The sequence below is a fragment of the Neopusillimonas aromaticivorans genome, assembly GCF_030344915.1.
GTDB lineage: Bacteria > Pseudomonadota > Gammaproteobacteria > Burkholderiales > Burkholderiaceae_B > Neopusillimonas > Neopusillimonas aromaticivorans.
Window position 1 is genome coordinate 521,268 of record NZ_CP128233.1, and the last position, 19,426, is coordinate 540,693.

Annotated in this window: 17 protein-coding genes and 3 pseudogenes; 10 read left to right on the forward strand and 10 right to left on the reverse strand. The window is 56.6% G+C overall.

Annotated features, from left to right (window positions below):
• Nucleotides 1–3: 3 nt before the first annotated feature.
• From N7E01_RS02775 to N7E01_RS02805, 9 genes and pseudogenes are all read left to right on the forward strand, one after another.
• Nucleotides 4–270, forward strand: coding sequence for a hypothetical protein (locus tag N7E01_RS02775; protein WP_289174562.1), 267 nt, complete (start codon nucleotides 4–6; stop codon nucleotides 268–270).
• A complete protein-coding gene (locus N7E01_RS02780) occupies nucleotides 267–689 on the forward strand; it encodes an ABC transporter permease (RefSeq protein ID WP_289174563.1) in 423 nt (140 codons plus the stop codon). Before N7E01_RS02775 ends, N7E01_RS02780 begins: the two co-directional genes overlap by 4 nt.
• Nucleotides 605–2,080 (forward strand): aldolase/citrate lyase family protein, encoded by a 1,476-nt coding sequence (locus N7E01_RS02785; protein WP_289174564.1) that lies wholly within the window; start codon nucleotides 605–607, stop codon nucleotides 2,078–2,080. Before N7E01_RS02780 ends, N7E01_RS02785 begins: the two co-directional genes overlap by 85 nt.
• Before the next feature lie 332 nt (nucleotides 2,081–2,412).
• The gene (locus N7E01_RS02790; RefSeq protein WP_289174565.1) at nucleotides 2,413–3,420 is read left to right on the forward strand and encodes an ABC transporter substrate-binding protein; all 1,008 of its coding nucleotides are present in this window, start codon (nucleotides 2,413–2,415) and stop codon (nucleotides 3,418–3,420) included.
• Between the two features lie 26 nt (nucleotides 3,421–3,446).
• Nucleotides 3,447–4,328, forward strand: coding sequence for an ABC transporter ATP-binding protein (locus N7E01_RS02795; RefSeq protein WP_289175717.1), 882 nt, complete (start codon nucleotides 3,447–3,449; stop codon nucleotides 4,326–4,328).
• Nucleotides 4,329–4,469: 141 nt separating this feature from the next.
• Complete coding sequence (locus N7E01_RS02800) at nucleotides 4,470–4,991, forward strand: ABC transporter permease (RefSeq protein WP_350494912.1); 522 nt, start codon at nucleotides 4,470–4,472, stop codon at nucleotides 4,989–4,991.
• An 89-nt stretch (nucleotides 4,992–5,080) separates the two neighbouring features.
• Nucleotides 5,081–5,398 (forward strand): annotated as a pseudogene (locus tag N7E01_RS18275) (transposase); the annotation flags it as partial.
• Nucleotides 5,314–5,523 (forward strand): hypothetical protein, encoded by a 210-nt coding sequence (locus tag N7E01_RS18280; RefSeq protein WP_350494993.1) that lies wholly within the window; start codon nucleotides 5,314–5,316, stop codon nucleotides 5,521–5,523. The pseudogene N7E01_RS18275 and the gene N7E01_RS18280, both read left to right, overlap by 85 nt.
• Nucleotides 5,451–6,401, forward strand: coding sequence for an IS1380 family transposase (locus N7E01_RS02805; RefSeq protein ID WP_350494913.1), 951 nt, complete (start codon nucleotides 5,451–5,453; stop codon nucleotides 6,399–6,401). Before N7E01_RS18280 ends, N7E01_RS02805 begins: the two co-directional genes overlap by 73 nt.
• Before the next feature lie 300 nt (nucleotides 6,402–6,701).
• Here the strand turns inward: N7E01_RS02805 and pstB are convergent, their stop codons facing one another.
• From pstB to ppk1, 5 genes and pseudogenes are all read right to left on the reverse strand, one after another.
• On the reverse strand, nucleotides 6,702–7,478 hold the full coding sequence (gene pstB / locus N7E01_RS02810; protein WP_289174566.1) for a phosphate ABC transporter ATP-binding protein PstB: 777 nt from the start codon (nucleotides 7,476–7,478) through the stop codon (nucleotides 6,702–6,704).
• 3 nt (nucleotides 7,479–7,481) lie between these two features.
• Nucleotides 7,482–8,342: a phosphate ABC transporter permease PstA gene (gene pstA, locus N7E01_RS02815; protein WP_289174567.1), complete on the reverse strand. Its 861-nt coding sequence runs from the start codon at nucleotides 8,340–8,342 to the stop codon at nucleotides 7,482–7,484.
• Between the two features lie 29 nt (nucleotides 8,343–8,371).
• The gene (gene pstC / locus N7E01_RS02820; protein ID WP_289174568.1) at nucleotides 8,372–9,310 is read right to left on the reverse strand and encodes a phosphate ABC transporter permease subunit PstC; all 939 of its coding nucleotides are present in this window, start codon (nucleotides 9,308–9,310) and stop codon (nucleotides 8,372–8,374) included.
• Nucleotides 9,311–9,466: 156 nt separating this feature from the next.
• Nucleotides 9,467–10,510 carry a phosphate ABC transporter substrate-binding protein PstS gene (gene pstS / locus N7E01_RS02825; RefSeq protein WP_289174569.1) on the reverse strand — a complete coding sequence of 348 codons (1,044 nt, stop codon included), beginning with the start codon at nucleotides 10,508–10,510 and terminating at the stop codon, nucleotides 9,467–9,469.
• Nucleotides 10,511–10,625: 115 nt separating this feature from the next.
• Nucleotides 10,626–12,709: pseudogene (gene ppk1, locus N7E01_RS02830) on the reverse strand (polyphosphate kinase 1).
• A 183-nt stretch (nucleotides 12,710–12,892) separates the two neighbouring features.
• On the opposite strand from ppk1, the gene N7E01_RS02835 reads away from it, so the two are divergent.
• Nucleotides 12,893–14,380, forward strand: coding sequence for a Ppx/GppA phosphatase family protein (locus N7E01_RS02835; RefSeq protein WP_289174570.1), 1,488 nt, complete (start codon nucleotides 12,893–12,895; stop codon nucleotides 14,378–14,380).
• Here N7E01_RS02835 and N7E01_RS02840 read toward each other — a convergent pair.
• The 5 genes and pseudogenes from N7E01_RS02840 to N7E01_RS02860 form a co-directional block, all read right to left on the reverse strand.
• Nucleotides 14,377–15,158 (reverse strand): annotated as a pseudogene (locus tag N7E01_RS02840) (GNAT family N-acetyltransferase). The gene N7E01_RS02835 and the pseudogene N7E01_RS02840 overlap by 4 nt on opposite strands.
• Before the next feature lie 65 nt (nucleotides 15,159–15,223).
• On the reverse strand, nucleotides 15,224–16,573 hold the full coding sequence (gene glmM / locus N7E01_RS02845) for a phosphoglucosamine mutase (RefSeq protein WP_289174571.1): 1,350 nt from the start codon (nucleotides 16,571–16,573) through the stop codon (nucleotides 15,224–15,226).
• Complete coding sequence (gene folP, locus N7E01_RS02850) at nucleotides 16,570–17,409, reverse strand: dihydropteroate synthase (protein ID WP_289174572.1); 840 nt, start codon at nucleotides 17,407–17,409, stop codon at nucleotides 16,570–16,572. Before folP ends, glmM begins: the two co-directional genes overlap by 4 nt.
• 25 nt (nucleotides 17,410–17,434) lie before the next feature.
• Nucleotides 17,435–19,018, reverse strand: coding sequence for an ATP-dependent zinc metalloprotease FtsH (gene ftsH / locus N7E01_RS02855; RefSeq protein WP_350494914.1), 1,584 nt, complete (start codon nucleotides 19,016–19,018; stop codon nucleotides 17,435–17,437).
• Nucleotides 18,918–19,364 (reverse strand): ATP-dependent metallopeptidase FtsH/Yme1/Tma family protein, encoded by a 447-nt coding sequence (locus N7E01_RS02860; protein WP_289174574.1) that lies wholly within the window; start codon nucleotides 19,362–19,364, stop codon nucleotides 18,918–18,920. The genes ftsH and N7E01_RS02860 overlap by 101 nt, the downstream gene beginning before the upstream one ends.
• Nucleotides 19,365–19,426 lie beyond the last annotated feature (62 nt).

Here is a 19,426-nt window from a genome sequence, read left to right on the forward strand (position 1 = left end):
CCCATGCAAGCAACCTCATTGTCATCGGCCCACGGCCCACGTTTTACTGTCGAGCGTAACAGCCGGGCCAATCGCAACCTGTTTCTGGCCTCTGTATTATTGATCGCCTTCGCCATCAGCGTCCCCTGGTGGGGCGAATCCAGCTGGATGCGCGAATTCGTCGAAATTTCGTGCTACCTGATTTTTGCCATGATGTGGAACCTGATGGCCGGCTACGGCGGCATGGTGTCCATCGGGCAGCAAGCCTTTTCGGCTTTGGTGGTTATGTGATGCTGATCCTGGGCAATTTCTGGGGCGTCAACCCGTTTGTGGCGGTCGTCATCGGCGGATTGGCCGCCGGTCTGATTGCATTGCCCGTATCGCGTATCGCCTTTCGCCTGCAAGGCGGCTACTTTGCCATTGGTACCTGGGTGATTGCCGAAGTGTTCCGACTGACCTTCGCCAACATCCCTGCCGTCGGCGGAGGCTCTGGCACCACACTGACAGCACTGCGAGGTATCAACCGCGCCACGCGTGAATCGGTCACCTACTGGATGGCGCTGGCCTGCGTTGTGGCCGCCATTGCATTGGTGTATTTTTTCTGCGCAGCAAGCAGGGATTGGCCTTGCTGGCAATACGCGATAACGAAACAGCGGCAAAGTCCCAGGGGATCAATGTCGGCAAAGTCAAACTGGCGGTCTATGCCGTAGCGGCCTTTGGTGCCGGTATTGCCGGTGCGCTGTACTTTGTCGGCAACCTGCGCATCAGCCCCGATGCCGCCTTCAGCGTCAACTGGACGGCGTTTGCCATCTTCATGGTGATTATCGGCGGCATCGGCCGTATCGAAGGCCCGCTGGTTGGCGCGCTGGTGTTCTGGGGGCTCAACAAGTTTTTCAGCGACTACGGCACCTGGTACCTGCTTGGGCTGGGTGCTCTGGCCATCGTCATCACCATTTTCTTCAAACAGGGGTTGTGGGGCTATGCCCAGACACGCTGGGGCTGGACACTGTTTCCGGTCAGCCGCACACTACTGGCCAATCCTCCCCAAAAACGCCGTAACACACTGGCCAAAAACTACGGTAATGTACCGGTGTACTGCCTCGAGCAGAACACGGGTTTTTGTTGTGCGCCATTACAAACGATTCCGCGTTTGCCTCGCTGGTTGCCACCTGAAATGAATACCCCATGCGCACCATCAAACCCTTCGGCCACCTCTGCCACTACTTTTGCCATGCAACTGCCACCCAACACCTTCAAATCCAGTCTGCTGAAACACCACCATCAAACAGGTCTGTTCATGGGCATGAACTCGCCAGTCAGCGCCGAAATTCTGGCCACTTGCGGCTTTGATTTCCTGCTGATCGATGCTGAACACGGCCTGTACGACCTGCCCACACTACAGGCCCAATTGCAGGCCGTGGCCGCCTACCCGGTCCACGGCCTGGTGCGCCCGGTCAGCCACGACCCAGCCCTGATCCGACAGTTATTGGGTATCGGCGTACAAAGCCTGCTGGTCCCGATGGTCAATACGGCGGCCCAGGCACATGCGCTGGTCGATGCCATGCACTACCCGCCACGTGGTTCACGCGGGGTCGGCACCGGGCTTGAGCGCGGTGCACGCTGGAATGCCGCTGACAACTACTTCGACCAGGTTGCCGAACGTTTGTGTCTGGTCGTGCAAATCGAATCCCTCGAAGGTCTGAGCAACCTTGACGCCATTTGTGCCGTCCCCGGTGTTGACGGTGTGTTCATCGGCCCCAATGACCTCGCCGCTGCAATGGGTTACCTGGGTCAGGTGCGTCACCCGACCGTTATCGATACCATCCACTCAACACTGAAACGCATCCGCGCCAGCGGCAAAGCAGCCGGGATTTTTGCGCCCAACCGGAACACGCCGGTGGCTGGCACAACAGCGGCGCCAGCTTTCTGGCGCTGGGCGCCGATACGGCCCTGTTGCGCAACGCCGCGCTGCAATTGCGCCAGCGCGTCATACCTGATCACGTACAGGCAGAAAACGCAGCGAAACAAGCACAGTCCTCACCGTAACAGCAGCAAACCACAACGCGACAACGGCGAACCTCAACTCCACAACGACGAATAGCTGACGCCGCGCAAACGAGGCTGACTCTGAGCGACGAAAAACACGGTACACGCGTGATTACCAACCCGTGCGGCATTAGCGGACCGGACGGCAGCAACGAGAATAATCGCTTTAATTCCCGGTATTGTCTGACACTTTAAACCTAAAACATGTGTTTTATCGGGAAAGTACCAAGGGTGCTCGGGGGCCGTCTTTGAATACTATGCATCAAGGCTCCAAGAAACCAGAAGCGGGCCAAGTGTCATCAACTCTATAGCCATCTGCTACGCACCCGTTCTACGTTCTGTTCCATGGGCCGGTCGTAACGCCGGCACTTAATTATCGGAGGAAGTATGCGCATTTCAAAACTTGTTGTTTCAGCCCTGATTGCACTGAGCTCGAGTGCCGCAATGGCACAAACTGCCGTACGTTTTGCCCTTGACTGGCGCTTTGAAGGACCGGCAGCACCCTACTTTGTCGCGCTGGACAAGGGGTACTACAAGGCTGAAGGGCTTGATGTCACCATTGATCCGGGCGCCAGCTCCGTCGAACCGATCAATCGCGTCGCCACCGGCACCTACCAAATGGGCTTTGCCGATATCAACTCGCTGGTCAAATACCGCGACAACCCGCAAAACCCGCCCGTCAAAGCCGTCATGATGGTCTATGACACACCGGCCTTCTCCATTGTCACGCTTAAAGACAAAGGAATCAGCAAGCCCAAAGATCTCGAGGGGAAAATCCTGGGTGCGCCGGCCCCCGATGGGGCATACGCCCAATGGCCCATTTTTGTTGCCGCCAACGGCATTGACGCCTCAAAAGTCAAAGTCGAGAACGTCGGTTTCCCCGTACGCGAACCGATGCTGGCCCAGGGCAAGGTCGATGCCATCACCGGTTTCTGGTTCTCGTCCTACATGAACCTGAAGGCCAACGGCGTCAAAGACGAAGATATCGTCGTGCTGCTCATGCGTGATTACGGCGTCGATCTGTACGGCAACGCCCTGATGGTCAACCCCGACTTTGCCAAGAACAACCCTGAGGCCGTCAAAGGTTTCGTCAAGGCCACCATCAAAGGCATTCAAGAGACCCTCAAAGATCCCGAAGCCGCTATCGACTCCCTGATGAAGCGCAATGCCATCGCCAACCGCGATGTCGAACTGCAGCGCCTCAAGATGTCTCTCGAGCGCAACTTTGTCTCGCCTGATGTCCTCAAGAACGGCTTGGGCAATGTCGACAAGGCCCGCTTTGAAAAAGCCATTGACCAGATTGGCCTGACCTTCAAGTTCACCAACAAACCCAAAGCAGACGACGTGTTCACGGCCGAGTTCCTGCCCCCTGCCGACCAGCGCATGGTCAAGTAACCCTACAAGGAGCCCCCATGACGGAAATGCTGGTTGAACTCGATAATGTGTCAATGGCCTACGGCAAAGGAGATGCTGCCGTTCTGGCCATACAAGATGTCACCTTATCCATCCGCAAAGGCGAATTCATTGCCGTCGTCGGCCCTTCGGGCTGCGGCAAAAGTTCGCTCATGAAACTGATCTCCGGCTTGCATGCCCCATTAACCGGCAAACTGGCCGTCGAGGGGAAGCCGGTCAACGGCCCTCTCAAATCAGTCGGCATGGCATTTCAGGCCAGCAATCTGTTGCCCTGGCGCACCTGCGTCGACAACATTTTGCTGCCGCTTGAAATCGTTCGACCGTACCGCAGCAAGATCTCGTCCAACCGGGCCGAGTACAAGCAAAAAGCCGAGACCTTGCTGCATTCCGTCGGGCTCAAGGGGTTCACCGAGAAATTTCCCTGGCAGCTGTCAGGTGGCATGCAACAACGCGCCTCGATTTGCCGGGCGCTTATCCACGAGCCTGAAATCCTCATGCTCGACGAACCTTTTGGTGCACTCGACGCGTTCACGCGTGAAGAGCTGTGGTGCACCCTGCGCGACATCCAGGCCGAACGCAAGGTTACCGTCATGCTGGTTACCCACGATTTGCGTGAGGCCGTTTTCCTGGCCGACACCGTCTATGTCATGTCCGACCGCCCCGGCAAAGTGGTCAAGAAATGCGAAGTCGACATCCCCCGTCCACGCAACCTTGATGTCACTTACACCCAAGAGTTCCAGGACATCGTTCACGAGCTTCGTTCAATGATCGGGGGAAACACTAAATGCAACGCAACGAGATTCTTCAAAACGTTCTGCCCCCTCTGGCCTTCACCGTCATTCTTTTCGTGGTGTGGGAACTGGTCTGCCAGGTATTCGCGCTGCCGCTAACGATTTTGCCCGCACCCACTGACGTATTCGGTGCCTTGTGGCAATATCGGGTACCGATTGCAGAAAACTCCTGGGTAACACTCTGGACGGCCTTGGCCGGTTTTTCTGGCCACCATCGGCGGCCTGTTTCTGGGTATTGCCGTGGGCTGGCACAAGAATATTTATTCAGCCATCTACCCGGTGCTGGTCGGCTTCAACTCGGTACCCAAAGTCGCTGTCGTGCCCATCCTCATCCTCTGGTTTGGCCTGGGCGAGGTACCGGCCATCATTACCGCATTCCTGATCTCCTTCTTCCCGATTGTGGTCAACGTGGCAACCGGTCTGGCCACGACCAACCCCGAGCTTGAAGACGTGTTGCGGGCGTTGGGGGCCTCGAAGCTCGATATCATGCGCAAGGTAGGCATTCCCGGCGCCCTGCCCTACTTTTTCGGCTCGCTGAAGGTCGCCATCACCCTGGCGTTTGTGGGTGCGGTAGTTTCAGAAACCGTCGGTGCCAACAAGGGTATCGGCAAACTGATGCTTGACGCACAGGCCGCGTTCCAGGTGCAAATCGTATTTGCCGGGCTGCTGGTACTGGCCTTCCTGGGCATTGTGCTGTATGCCATTACCGCACTGGTTGAAAAGCGCTTTACCGGATGGGCGTTCCGCGGCCAGAACCGCTAGCCCGGAAATTTCACCAAAAGGAATCGGCGCATACCTTTAAGCCCGCATAAAATCGAGGTGCGAAACAAGATTTTGGGAAGGTAGCGCCGATGCCAAATCGTACCACTGAAGAGCTGAACTTTGGGCGCCTTGGACGCCGTCATTTGCAGGCCAATTTCCAGGGTGGAGACCTCAGTTCCGATGGCGGGCTGATGCTGTTGCGACAGATTGATGCACGCACCGGTTTGTCGCGTCTGGCCGCCAAGGCCCTGACCGATCGGCGTGCCGGGGGTCGGATTCGCCACCGCCTGCGCGATCTCATCGCCCAGCGCCTGTATGGCCTGTGCTGCGGCTACGAAGACCTGAACGATCACGACACGCTGCGCTCGGACCTGTTGATGCAAACGGCCGTCGGGCGCGATCAGACACTGGCCAGCTCGCCCACACTCAGTCGGCTCGAGACCGGTGCCAGCCGCGCCGATGCACTGGGCGCTGCATCAGGTTCTGGTCGAGCACTTCATTGCCAGCTTTGCCAGCCCACCCCAAGAGTTGATTCTGGATGTCGACGCCTCGGATATCCCGTTACATGGTGAACAGGAACTCAAACAGTTCCATGCCTATTACGACCACCACTGCTACCTGCCGCTGTACGTGTTCTGCGGCCAGTCGATGCTGGCCTGCCTGCTGCGACCCAGCCGCATTGATGGTGCCCGGCATGCGTCGGCCGTGCTGCGGCTGCTGGTGACGCGGCTGCGTCAAGTCTGGCCGCAGGTGAAGATCATCATCCGGGGCGACTCCGGGTTCTGTCGTCAGCGGCTGCTGCGCTGGTGCGAACGGGCCAATGTGCAGTACATCATCGGCCTGGCTCGCAACACCCGCCTTCAGGCGCGTGTAAAACTGGCCGAACAGGTACTCGAGCGTGACTACCGACGCACCGGGTCCAAACAGCGCCTGGTCAGCGAATTCATCTATGCGGCCGCCTCCTGGAACCGACCGCGACGCGTACTCACCCGCTTGGAATACGGCGCCCAGGGCGTGAACCCGCGCTTCGTCGTCACCAACATTGCGGGTTCTGAGGCCGATGCGGTACAGCTGTATGACCAGCTGTATTGTGCCCGGGGTGAGGCCGAGAACCGCATCAAGGAAGCTCAGCTCGACCTGTTCGGCACCCGCGCCAGTTGCCACCGATTTGCGGCTAACCAATTCCGGCTGCTGCTGGCTGCGCTGGCCTACACCCTGATGCAGCGCCTGCGCGAATTGGCCTTGCGCGGCACAGAACTGGAACGGGCCAGCGCCGCCACCATCCGCGTGCGACTGTTCAAGATCGGGGCGGCCATCGTGCGCAATACCCGGCGCGTTCGAATCCTGTTGGCCTCACACCATCCCTTGCGCCACGTGTTCGCCCACGCGGCACACGCCATGGCCCCGTAGTTCTGAAAAAGTGCTGTCCCCGGCACGCTATAAAGCCATGGGGGTTGGGGCAATTGCGCCTGTGGCATCAAAAACACCATCCGCGCCATCATCTTGTCTTCGCTGCGAACGACTCCAGCCAGAGCGGCCAAAAAACGCTCGGATCACTTGGCTGATGAAAAGTCCGGGCTAGGTTTCCTGAAAGGTCAGCGGCGCCACGGGCAATACCCTCAACGGGCGCACCCGACCTCCACAACACGATCAAAAAAGCCGGGCCCCTTCACAGAGCCCGGCTTTTTTATGCCTGAAACCACAAAATATTCAACCGAAACGACCTGTAATGTAGTCTTCGGTTTCCTTGCGCTGGGGTTTGACGAAAATACTGTCCGTTTCACCAAACTCCATCAGCTCACCCAGATACATATAGGCGGTGTAATCAGAACAACGGGCCGCCTGCTGCATGTTGTGGGTCACGATGACCACCGTATAGTCACTTTTGAGTTCAGTAATAAGCTCTTCGACTTTGGCCGTTGAAATCGGGTCGAGCGCAGAACAAGGCTCATCAAGCAGCAAGACCTCGGGCTTGATGGCCACCCCGCGAGCAATACACAAACGCTGCTGCTGACCACCCGACAGGCTGTTACCGCTTTGATGCAATTTGTCCTTCACCTCGTTCCACAACGCAGCTTTGGTCAACGCCCATTCAACGCGCTCATCCATTTCACCCTTGCTGAGCTTTTCAAACAAACGCACGCCAAACGCGATGTTGTCGTAAATGCTCATGGGAAATGGCGTAGGCTTCTGGAACACCATGCCGATCTTGGCACGAATCAAGGAAATATCCAGCTTCGAGGTCAGGATGTCTTGCCCGTCGAGCAGGATCTGGCCCTCGGCCCGCTGGCCGGGATACAACTCAAACATACGGTTGAAGGTGCGCAACAAGGTTGATTTGCCACAGCCCGATGGGCCAATGAACGCGGTAACCTTGTTTTCCTTGATGGACATGTTCACATTACGGATAGCGTGGAACTTGCCGTAATAAAAGTTAAGGTCCTTGACTTCAAGCTTGACGCGATTGTCAGTAGTAGTACTCGTCATGATTTATTTCCGGAAAAGCGCACGCGCAAGAATATTGACACCCAGAACGAACAACGTGATAAGAACCGCACCGGCCCAGGCCAGGTCATTCCAGTCAGAGAACGGGCTGGCCGCGAACTGGAAAATGACCACGGGCAGGTTGGCCATCGGTGCATTCATGTTCCAGGACATGAACTGGTTGTTAAGAGCCGTAAACAGCAAGGGAGCCGTTTCACCTGAAATACGGGCAACCGCCAGCAAAATACCGGTCACAATCCCCGAGCGCGCCGCGCGGTAGCAAATGGCAAAAATAATTTTCCATTGCGGACAACCCAATGCAGCCGCGGCCTCACGCAGGCTGTTCGGTACCAGCGACAGCATGTTGTCGGTTGAACGCACCACCACCGGAATCACGATGATGGCCAGGGCGCAGGCACCTGCCCAACCCGAATAGTGCCCCACCTGTGCCACGTAAACGGCGTAGATGAACAAGCCCACAATAATCGAGGGCGCAGACAGCAGCACGTCATTCAGGAAACGGGTTGCCGGGGCCAGCCAGCCGCGCTTGCCGTATTCGGCCAGATACGTGCCGGCCAAAATACCAATAGGAGTACCGATCAGGGTTCCGACAGCAGCCATCATGACACTACCGACAATGGCGTTGAGCAAACCACCCACCGCACGAGGCGCCGGAGTGGGCTGAAGGAACAAGTCGATCGACAAGGCACTACCACCCTTGAAAATCAGTGTCCCGATGATCCAGAACAGCCAGAACAGGCCGAACAGCAAGGTGGCCAACGACAAGGCCAGCATCAACTTGTTGATGCGCTGTCGCCGACGATATACCGGGTTGGCCAGTGATACGATGGAATCTGAATTAAACATAGCTTTGTCTCTGCGTGATCGTGACCATATTAGTGGGCAGTGCCTTCGCCCTTGTTGAGGCGCAGCAACATCATTTTTGACAACGCCAGGACGACGGTCGTGATCAGGAACAGAATCAGGCCCAATTCAAGCAGTGCCGACTTCTGCATACCACCCGCCTCGTTGAACTCGTTGGCCAGCGCCGACGCAATGGAATTGGACGGCGAGAAAATGGAACTGGGCAAGTTGTACGAGTTACCAATCACAAAGGTAATGGCCATGGTTTCACCCAGCGCACGGCCCAGACCCAGCATAATGCCGCCGACAACGCCGGTTTTTGTAAACGGCAACACGACCTTCCAGACCACTTCCCAGGTTGTGCCGCCCAGACCGTAGGCAGATTCTTTGAGCAAAGGCGGCACCAATTCAAATACATCGCGCATGACAGCGGCAATGAACGGAATGATCATGATGGACAGCACCAGACCTGCCGTGAACACGCCAATACCGAACGGAGGGCCCGCAAACACCTGGTTCAGAAAGGGAACCGGCTCGAAAAACGAAATGAGGCCCGGCTGAATGTATTCTTGAAAAATGGGCACAAAAACAAACAGCCCCCACATCCCGTAAATAATCGACGGAATGGCTGCCAGCATTTCAATGGCCGTCCCCAGAGGGCGACGCAACCAGGTTGGCGACAATTCGGTCAGGAACATCGCGATCCCGAACGAAACGGGAATGGCAATGACCAGCGCAATAAGCGAGCTGAGCAACGTACCCACGATCGGCACCAAGGCACCGTAACTGTCCTCAACCGGGTTCCAGTCATCGGTCCACAAAAAGCCAAGGCCGTACTTGACGATAGACTCCTGGCTGCCGTAGATCAGGGACACCATGATCGCAGCCAACAAGATAAATACCAGGAAGGCGAAACTTCGTGTCAGGTTCTTGAACACGATGTCCATCAGGCTGCCAGTTTTAGTTGCCATGTCTGTTTCTTTTGCCGGTAGCGCCAGTTGATCAAAGCCCGTTTGATCAAACGACCAGTTAGTACAAATATCTTTACACAATAAAGACGGTGTCGCGCGAACGACACCGTCTGCGGGATCAGTTCAACAGCAAGGCTGCTTTACCCCGTACCCCGATTACTTCCAGATTGCCGAACCGTCGGCAGCCTTGATGTCGGATTTCCAGCCAGCAACGATCTGGTCGGTAACGGCTTTAGGCATTGCGACGTAATCAAGTTCTGCAGCCATACCTGCACCGTTTTCGAAAGCCCAGTTGAAGAAATTCAGCACTTCTTTGGCGTTCTCGGGCTTGTCTTGTGTGGTGTGAACCAGGATGAACGACGCCGAAGTCACGGGCCAGGAATCCGCACCAGGCTCATTGGTCAGGACAACACCCATACCCGGCTGGCTCTTCCAGTCGGCGTTGGCGGCGGCGGCAGCAAACGACTCTTGCGAAGGCTGAACAAATTTACCGTCTTTGTTCTGCAACGATGCCCAGGCCAGATTGTTTTGCTTGGCGTAAGCGTATTCAACGTAACCGATCGAGTTTTTCAACTGACGAACGTAAGCGGCTACACCTTCATTACCTTTACCACCCTGACCGGTAGGCCACTTGACGGCTTTACCTTCACCAACTTTTTCTTTCCATTCTGCGGAAACCTTGGACAGGTAGTTGGTCCAGCCAAACGTTGTACCCGAACCATCCGAACGGTGAACGACCACGATCGACGCCGAAGGCAATTTCACGTCAGGGTTGATCGCTTTAATGGCTGCGTCGTCCCACTTGGTGATTTTGGCCAGAAAGATGTCGGCCAGAACCTGAGGGCTCAACTTCAACTGACCAGGCTGAACGCCGTCAACGTTGAGAACAGGCACAGTACCACCGATGATGGCGGGGAACTGGAACAACTTGTGCTGCTCGAGCAGCTCAGCTTTCATTGGATCGTCAGACGCGCCAAAGTCGACTGTTTTTGCGATGATCTGCTGCTGGCCACCGCCGGAACCGATCGACTGGTAGTTAACACGATTGCCAGTGACTTCCTGATATTTGGCAGCCCACTTGGCATAGATCGGGTACGGGAACGAAGCGCCGGCACCAGTGATATCGGCGGCCTGGGCGGCCAGTGAGGCAGCGCCAAAGGCGATACCAACGGAGACTTTCAACAAAACGCGTTTAAACATCGAGTGTTCCTCTTGAGCTGTTTAATGATTGACACATGCAGCATTTGCACAGACGCTATCGTACGTACGCAATGTGACATGTTCGTGACAGCCCAGGAGGTTTTTGTTACGCGCGTTATCGGCCGAGCAGATCCATGAGTTTTTGCTGCATGTTGATGCGACTGGCCCGCGACTTGACCTTTTGCCAGGACCCGTCGGGCTGGGCACGCCACGCCAGCAGATTGTCACGCAAAGCCCAGGTGAAGGCTTCGGCAATAACGCGTTTTTTCAGTGCCTTGTCGAGTACCGGGAAGCCGACTTCAACGCGGCGGAAAAAGTTACGATCCATCCAGTCGGCCGAAGACAGATAAACTTTTTCCTCGCCATCGGCATGGAAATAAAAGACCCGGGAGTGCTCGAGATAGCGGCCCACAATAGAACGCAGACGGATGTTTTCGGACAACCCAGGCACCCCGGCGCGCAACGCACAAGCCCCCGCACGACCAGATCGACCTTGACACCCGCCTGACTGGCCTCGTAGAGCGCTTCGATCACCTGCGGCTCGAGCAACGAGTTCATCTTGGCCATGACGCGGGCCTTTTTGCCGGCCTTGGCATGTTCAGCTTCCTGACGGATGAAGTTGACGACGGTTTCGTGCAAAGTGAACGGCGACTGCAACAACAGCTTGAGCGGACGGCGCGCACCCAGGCCTGTCAACAGCGAGAACACCTTGTCCATGTCTTCGCACATACGCTGATTGGCCGTTAACAGACCAAAATCGGTGTACAGGCGCGAGGTACGCACATGATAATTGCCCGTACCCATATGACCGTAACGCTTGATCTGGCCATTTTCACGTCGCAAGACCAGCGCCATTTTGGCGTGGGTCTTATGCCCGACAACACCATAGCTGACATGCGCCCCCACCTCTTCGAGACGCGCCGCCCAGTTGATGTTGGTTTGTTCATCGAAGCGGGCCATGAGCTCGACCACGACCGTGACTTCTTTGCCGGCTTTGGCTGCCGCCAGCAATACCGCCATCAGTTCGGAGTCTTCGCCGGTACGGTAAATGGTTTGCTTGATGGCAACGACGTCGGGGTCGCGCGCAGCGGAAATCAGAAAATCGAGTACTGGCTGAAACGACTGGTAGGGATGATGCAGCAAATGGTCTTTTGCACTGATGGCTTCAAAAATGGCCGAGGAATCATTGCCAAGGCTGGCAAACGGCTCGGGCACCTTGGGCCGGAATTCAGGAAACACCAGATCGGGGCGATTCACCGAATTGGAAATTTGCATAAGCCGTGACAAATTGACGGGGCCGTTGACCCGGTAGGTGTCGCGTGGTTCGAGCGAGAACTCTTGCTGCAAAAAGCTGATGAGCTTTTGCGGCATGACATGATCGACTTCCAGACGAACCGCCGCACCAAAGTTACGTTGCGAGAGCTCGCCCTGCAGCGCCAGACGCAGGTTGGTGATTTCTTCTTCGTCGACAAACAGATCGCTGTTGCGCGTAACACGCCATTGGTAGCAACCACCCACCTCAAGGCCAGGAAATAACTCACCAACAAACTCGGAAATCAGGGTCGAGAGCAAAATAAAACCATTGGGCATGCCGGCGATTTCTTCAGGCACCCGCATGACACGCGGCAGAGCCCGGGGCGCCTGCACAATGGCAATTTGCCCCTGTCGGCGGAACGCATCCTCACCTGACAGCGACACAATGAAGTTGAGACTTTTGTTGAACACCCGCGGGAACGGATGCGCCGGGTCAAGACCAATGGGCGTCAGCAAGGGCATAACGTCGCGCATGAACACACCATGCGCCCAGGTGCGTTGTTCGTCAGACCACTGATGCGGATCAGACAGTCCAATGCCCTCTTTGGCGAGCACCGGCAGAATTTCTTCAGTCAGCAGGCTGTACTGACGATCGACCAGGGCACGTGCGGCCACCTGAATGCGTTCAAAGGCTTCTGTAGGGGTGTAGCCATCGGGCCCGAGAAAATGCGGGTTACGCGCCATCTGCTCTTTGATGCTTGAAATCCTGATTTCAAAGAACTCGTCAAGATTCGAACTGACGATGCACACGTAGCGCAAACGTTCAAGCAACGGCGTGGCGGCATTATCAGCCATGGCCAGCACGCGCTCATTGAATTTCAGCAAAGACAACTCACGGTTCAGCAGTGTAGGCTGACCACCGTTTGAGGGAACAATCGAGGGCATAGGGGAATCCAGGTTACACAGAGGGCAAGCGCACTTATACGTCAATTTGTTTTCAAGATTATGACAACTGAAACATTCACATTCAAGACTTGAATCACGCTCTTTTGCGATCGAACAAAGCCCTTCTGAATTTATAATGCGCCGATCATCACCTTTTCAGCGCCCGTATCCGGTGCCACGCCAATGAATCACCTGCTCGCCGCCGTCGACCTCGGCTCAAATAGTTTTCGACTCTCTATCGGCAGGGTCGTTCAACAGGACAATATCGCGCATATCTATGCGGTCGACCGTCTGAAAGAAAGTGTTCAACTGGCGGCAGGCCTGGACGCCGACAACGTCCTTGATGACGCTTCGATCGAACGTGCTGTCACCGTCCTGCGGCGCTACGGTGAGCGCCTGACAGGGTTTGACCCCGACCATGTCCGGGCCGTGGCAACCAGCACCTTTCGTGTCGCAAAAAACGTTGACGTTCTTCTGCCGCTGGCAGAAGAAGCCCTGGGCTTCCCCATTGAAATCATTGCCGGACAGGAAGAGGCCCGACTTATTTTCACCGGCGTCGCCAATGAACTCCCGCCGTCCAATGAGCGGCGCCTGGTCATGGATATTGGCGGCGGGTCCACCGAGTTCATCATTGGACGCGGCTTTGAACCGCTGCAACTGTCATCACTGCTGATGGGCTGCGTCAGCTACACGCAGCGCTTCTTCCCCGACGGAAAAATCACAGCCGAACGCATGGACAAGGCTGTTCTGACCGCACGCCGCGAAATCGAAACCATCTCGAAACGGTTTCGCAAACTGGGTTGGCAAGAAGCCTTCGGGTCTTCGGGTACCGCCAAAGCGCTCTACGCCATACTGTCCGACTCGCAACTGTCCCGCCAGGGCATCACGCTGGAAGGCCTTGAAAAACTTCGGGCAAAGCTTGTGGCCGATGGCGAAGCGAAAGCAGACAATTTACCCGGCCTGAAAGCATCCCGCGCCGGCGTTCTGGCCGGAGGTCTGGCCATCATGCTGGCCGCCTTCCAGGAGCTGAAAATAAAAAGCATGGGTTCCGGTGAAGGCGCACTGCGCATGGGCGTACTGTACGACTTGCTGGGCCGCGAATCACAACACGACAAACGCGACGAAACATCACGACAGTTCATGCGCCGCTACCATGTCGACGCCAACCAGGCGGCCCGCGTCAAGCAGGCTGCTCTCAAACTGTTCGAGCCCCTGCAGATTGACAACGACGAAAAAGAAGTCTTGCAGAAAATGCTGGGCTGGGCCGCCGAACTGCACGAAATCGGGTTTTCAATCACCGCCGACAGCTACCACCGTCATAGCGCCTACATTTTGCAGCATGCCGACATGCCCGGCTTTTCAAACGATGAACAGGCAATTTTGTCGTGGCTTACCCTCGGGCACCTGGGCAAACTGGGCAAATCCAAGGTCAAAAAACTGTCAAAGGGGTATTGGGCTGCCCTGATGTGCTTGCGCCTTTCGGTGGTACTGATGCGCCGGCGCAAGAACCTCCCCAAGCTGCCTCTGCAGCTGGCCCTGCACAATGGTCGCATGACGGTCATGGTCGACCAGGCATGGATGCACGAACACGCCCTAACCGCGTTCTCGCTCGAGAACGAGGTAGAAGAATGGATCAAGGCAGGTTTTAATGTCAGTGTGAAAAGCCTTTAGACCAGGCCAAAGTGCTTGCGATAGCGCTCATCCATGCGTGTCATGTCGAGCAACACCGGGAAATCGGCAGTGTTGAAATCGGGGTCCCAGGCGGGTTCACCGCAAATGGTAGCCCCAAGCTTCAGGTAGCCCTTGATCAGGGGCGGGACGCGTGCCGGGAGTTCACTGTCGAGGCGCTCGACAGGATAGGAGTGACGTGGGGTAACCCGTGGAACATCGGGGTTATCGTGCAGGGTTTTACGCGCGGCACGCCAGACTTCAGCAGCCGTCACGCCATCGTCACGCAGGCTGACACTGGCACAACCCAGCACATACCGCAGGCCTTGCTGCTTCATCAGGGTGGCAATACCCGACCACAGCAGCATGATGACAGACCCGTTGCGGTAATCGGCATGGATACAGGAACGACCAACCTCGGCCATAATACTGCGATACCCCAGCAACGCCGAAATATCGAATTCAGACTCAGAGTAATAACCACCCGCCTTGATGGCATTGCCCGGCGAAAGGAAGCGGTAGGTACCCACCACGCGCCCTGAACGGGCTTCCTTGACCATGACATGCTCGCACCAGGGTCGTAGCGGTCGGCATCCAGCCCATCGGTAGCGTCGGGAAAGACGGCGTTCATTTCTTCGGTGAACACCTTGTAGCGCAGGCGCTGGATCGCCTCAAGTTCTTCATTGGTGCGCGCCAACCCCATAACAAGACCTTCGGAGGGGGCATTGGACCATACCGCAGCGGTTTCGACGTTTGCATTGACACGAACGAGCTCTAGCATAGACATCACTCCAAAAACATGCAGCGATTATGAGCGCCAAATGTTTCAAGTATTCGCCACTTACGTTACTGCTTTGTTAAATTGACCGCAACCAATTCTCGCACACATTGCTCGGCCAGGTCTGCGTCTTCGGCCTCGACCATAAGGCGAAGCTTGGGTTCGGTGCCGGATGCCCGGATCAGCACCCGCCCCGACGCCCCCAGCCTGGCCTCAACGGCCTGACGCGCACGCATCAGGCCTTCATGATCTTGCCAGCGAACACCCGGTGCCAGCGGGACGTTGACCATTTTCTGAGGGTACATTTTCAGGTCAGCCACCAGATCAGGCAAGGTCTGGCCGGAACGACGCAATGCCGTCAGAACCTGCAGGGCGGCAATAATGCCATCGCCGGTCGTGTGGCAATCGAGGCACAGCAAATGCCCTGAACTTTCGCCACCATATAACCAGCCTTTCTGGCGCATCAGCTCGAGCACATAGCGATCACCCACGTTGGCACGCGCAAAACCGATACCCATGGCCTGCATCCGCTTCTCAAAACCGAAGTTGGTCATGAGTGTACCCACCACCCCGCTGACCGGTGCGCTCTGGGCACGACCATTGACAATGACATACAGCAACTCGTCACCGTTATAAACACGGCCATGCTGGTCTACCATTTGCAGCCGATCGGCATCCCCATCCAGGGCGACCCCCAGATCAGCGCCATGGGCCTTGACGGTCTGCGCCAGGTTATCCGGATGCAACGCACCCACGCCTTCATTGATGTTGAAGCCGTCGGGTTGACAACCAATGGCAATCACCTCGGCACCCAGCTCGCGAAAGACATGGGGTGCGATGTGATACGCGGCGCCATGAGCGGCATCCACAACGATTTTCATACCCGACAGATCAAGCTCGTTGGGGAAGGTGCTTTTACAAAACTCAATGTAACGCCCTGCGGCATCATCAATCCGCCGGGCACGCCCCAAGGCGTCGGAGGCCACACACCCGAGTGGTTCATCAAGAGCGGCCTCAATCTCGGTTTCGATTTCATCGGCGAGCTTCATACCCTGTGCCGAGAAAAACTTGATGCCGTTGTCGTAGTATGGATTGTGTGAGGCGCTGATGACGATGCCTGCCGTCAGGCGAAGGGCACGTGTCAGGTAGGCGACGGCGGGGGTGGGTACCGGCCCGGCCAGAAGAACGTCAACACCTGCCGCAGACAGCCCGGCCTCGAGAGCAGACTCAAGCATGTAACCGGAAATCCGGGTGTCTTTGCCAATAACGACCGTAGGGCGATCACGCCCATGGGTGTGATGTCGCGCCAGAACACGACCAGCCGCATACCCAAGACGCAAGGCAAACTCGGGATTGATCGTTTCGCCGCCAACGACGCCGCGGATACCATCGGTACCAAAATATTTACGCTGACTCATTCCTGTATTCCGTTTTCTGTTGCTTGCCAGACCTTGATGGCATCGAGGGTAAGCGCCACATCATGCACCCGCACCATCGCTGCGCCGCGCGCAATGCCTGCCAGAGCGCCGGCAATGCTTCCACCCTGCCGGTCAGGCGCCGCACGACCTGTGACATGGCCGATCATGGTTTTGCGTGACAAGGCAACCAACCAAGGGTAATCACCAAATTGTAACTGCTTCAGGCCACCCAGCAGCTGATAATTGTGTACCGCCGTTTTGCCAAAACCGAACCCTGGATCCAGCAAGATTCGGTGCGGATCAACCCCCGCCGCGCGCAGCACCTGAACACGGGCCTGCAAGAACTCACGCACCTCGCGGATGACATCGGTATAAACCGGTGCCTGCTGCATGGTTCTCGGCTCACCTTTCATGTGCATGACACACAACCCGCACGAACTGCCCGCCACAGCCTCTGTGGCACCCGGCCAGCGAAACCCGTACACATCATTGATCATGTCGACGCCGGCATCAATTACGCGTCGCATGACCTCGGGTTTGAAGGTATCAACCGATAAAGGAACATTCAGGGGGCGCAAAGCCTCAATCACCGGCAACAATCGAGCCAGCTCTTCATCGGCATTGACCGGCTGCGCACCAGGACGCGTCGATTCAGCGCCAATATCAATGATATCGGCACCGTCGGCCACCATCTGGCGCGCATGCGCAATGGCATCGTCCGTGGCGAAATGCAAAGCGCCATCAGAGAAAGAATCGGGGGTAACGTTAAGGATACCCATGAGCAACGGGCGCTCGAACGTTAGTTCGAAGCGCCCGCACTGGAGAGCTTGAGTCATTGAAGCAGCAGCCCTGACCTAAAAATTAAACGGGAGTTGCCGCCGTACCTGCGTCGCCTTTGCCTTTTTCAGTGGCAGCGGCGTTGCCTTCAGCAGGGGCGTTACCCGACGACGACCCACCGGATGACGACGAAGAAACATCGTCAAAATCTTTGGGAGGACGCGGAGGGCGACCTTCCATGATGTCATTGATCTGATCGGCATCAATGGTTTCCCATTCAAGCAGAGCCTTGGCCATGGCCTCCATCTTGTCACGATTGCCTTCGATAATGTCACGGGCAACCGTGTACTGCTGATCAATGATGGCACGAATTTCCTGATCGACCTTCTGCATGGTGGACTCGGACATGTGCGTGGTTTTGGTGACGCTACGACCCAGGAACACCTCGCCCTCGTTTTCAGCGTAAACCATTGGCCCGAGGGTGTCGGTCATGCCGTAACGGGTCACGATATCGCGCGCAATGGAGGTTGCACGTTCAAAGTCATTGGACGCGCCTGTGGTCATCTGGTTCATGAACACTTCTTCGGCAATACGACCACCGAACAACACAGCGATCATATTGAGCAAACGCTCTTTGTCCATGCTGTAGCGGTCACCCTCGGGCAACTGCATGGTGACCCCCAGTGCACGCCCCCGCGGAATGATGGTGACCTTGTGGACAGGGTCGGTTTTGGGCAGGCTGCGTGCCACCAGCGCATGGCCGGATTCGTGGTAAGCCGTATTGCGACGCTCTTCTTCGGGCATGACCAGGCCACGACGCTCGGCGCCCATGATGATTTTATCTTTGGCTTTTTCAAAGTCTTGCATGTCAACCGTGCGGCCACTGCGACGGGCAGCGAACAACGCCGCCTCGTTAACGAGGTTGGCCAGGTCAGCGCCGGAAAAACCCGGTGTGCCACGCGCAAGAACGTTGGCATCGACATTGGACGCCAAGGGCACCTTGCGCATATGCACTTTCAGGATTTGCTCGCGGCCACGGATATCGGGCAGACCCACCACAACCTGACGGTCGAAGCGACCGGGGCGCAGCAATGCCGGGTCGAGCACGTCGGGACGATTGGTTGCAGCAATGACGATAACGCCCTGGCCGGTTTCAAAACCGTCCATTTCGACCAGCAATTGATTCAATGTTTGTTCACGTTCGTCGTTGCCGCCACCCAGACCTGCACCACGCTGACGACCCACCGCATCGATTTCGTCAATGAAAATAATGCACGGGGCCTGCTTCTTGGCGTTATCGAACATGTCGCGGACGCGGGCCGCGCCGACACCTACGAACATTTCAACAAAATCGGAACCCGAAATGCTGAAAAACGGTACTTTGGCTTCGCCTGCAATGGCCTTGGCCAACAGGGTTTTACCGGTACCGGGATTACCGACCAGCAAAACGCCACGGGGAATGCGACCGCCAAGACGCTGAAACTTGGTGGGGTCACGCAAAAAATCGACCAATTCCTTGACGTCTTCTTTGGCTTCGTCGCAGCCAGCCACATCGGCAAAGGTGATGTTATTGGTGTTCTCGTCGAGCATGCGCGCGCGATTTGCCGAAACTGAATGCACCGCCCTTGCCACCGCCCTGCATCTGGCGCATGAAAAAGACCCAGACACCAATAAGCAACAGCATGGGGAACCAGGAAATGAAAACGCTGGCCAGGAATGACGGTTCTTCGCGGGCCTTGCCCGAAACCTGAACGCCTGACTTGACGAGTTCGGGCACCATCCAGAGGTCACCCGGCGACGTCAGGCTGTAGGGCCGGCCAGAGTCGGGCGTGACAAACAACGTATCGCCCTGGATTTCGACCTTGGAAATGCGACCCGCACGGGCCTCATCCATGAACTGGGTGTAGGTCACGGTATCGGTTGTGGTTGGCCGGCCATCGAACTGCTTGAACACAGTAAAAAGCACAAGCGCAATCACCATCCAGATCGCTACTTTGGAAAACGAGTTGTTCAACGCCAACCTCCTGAGAACTGCGGCTTCCGGTACCACATAACGGGGCGACCGGGTAAAAGATC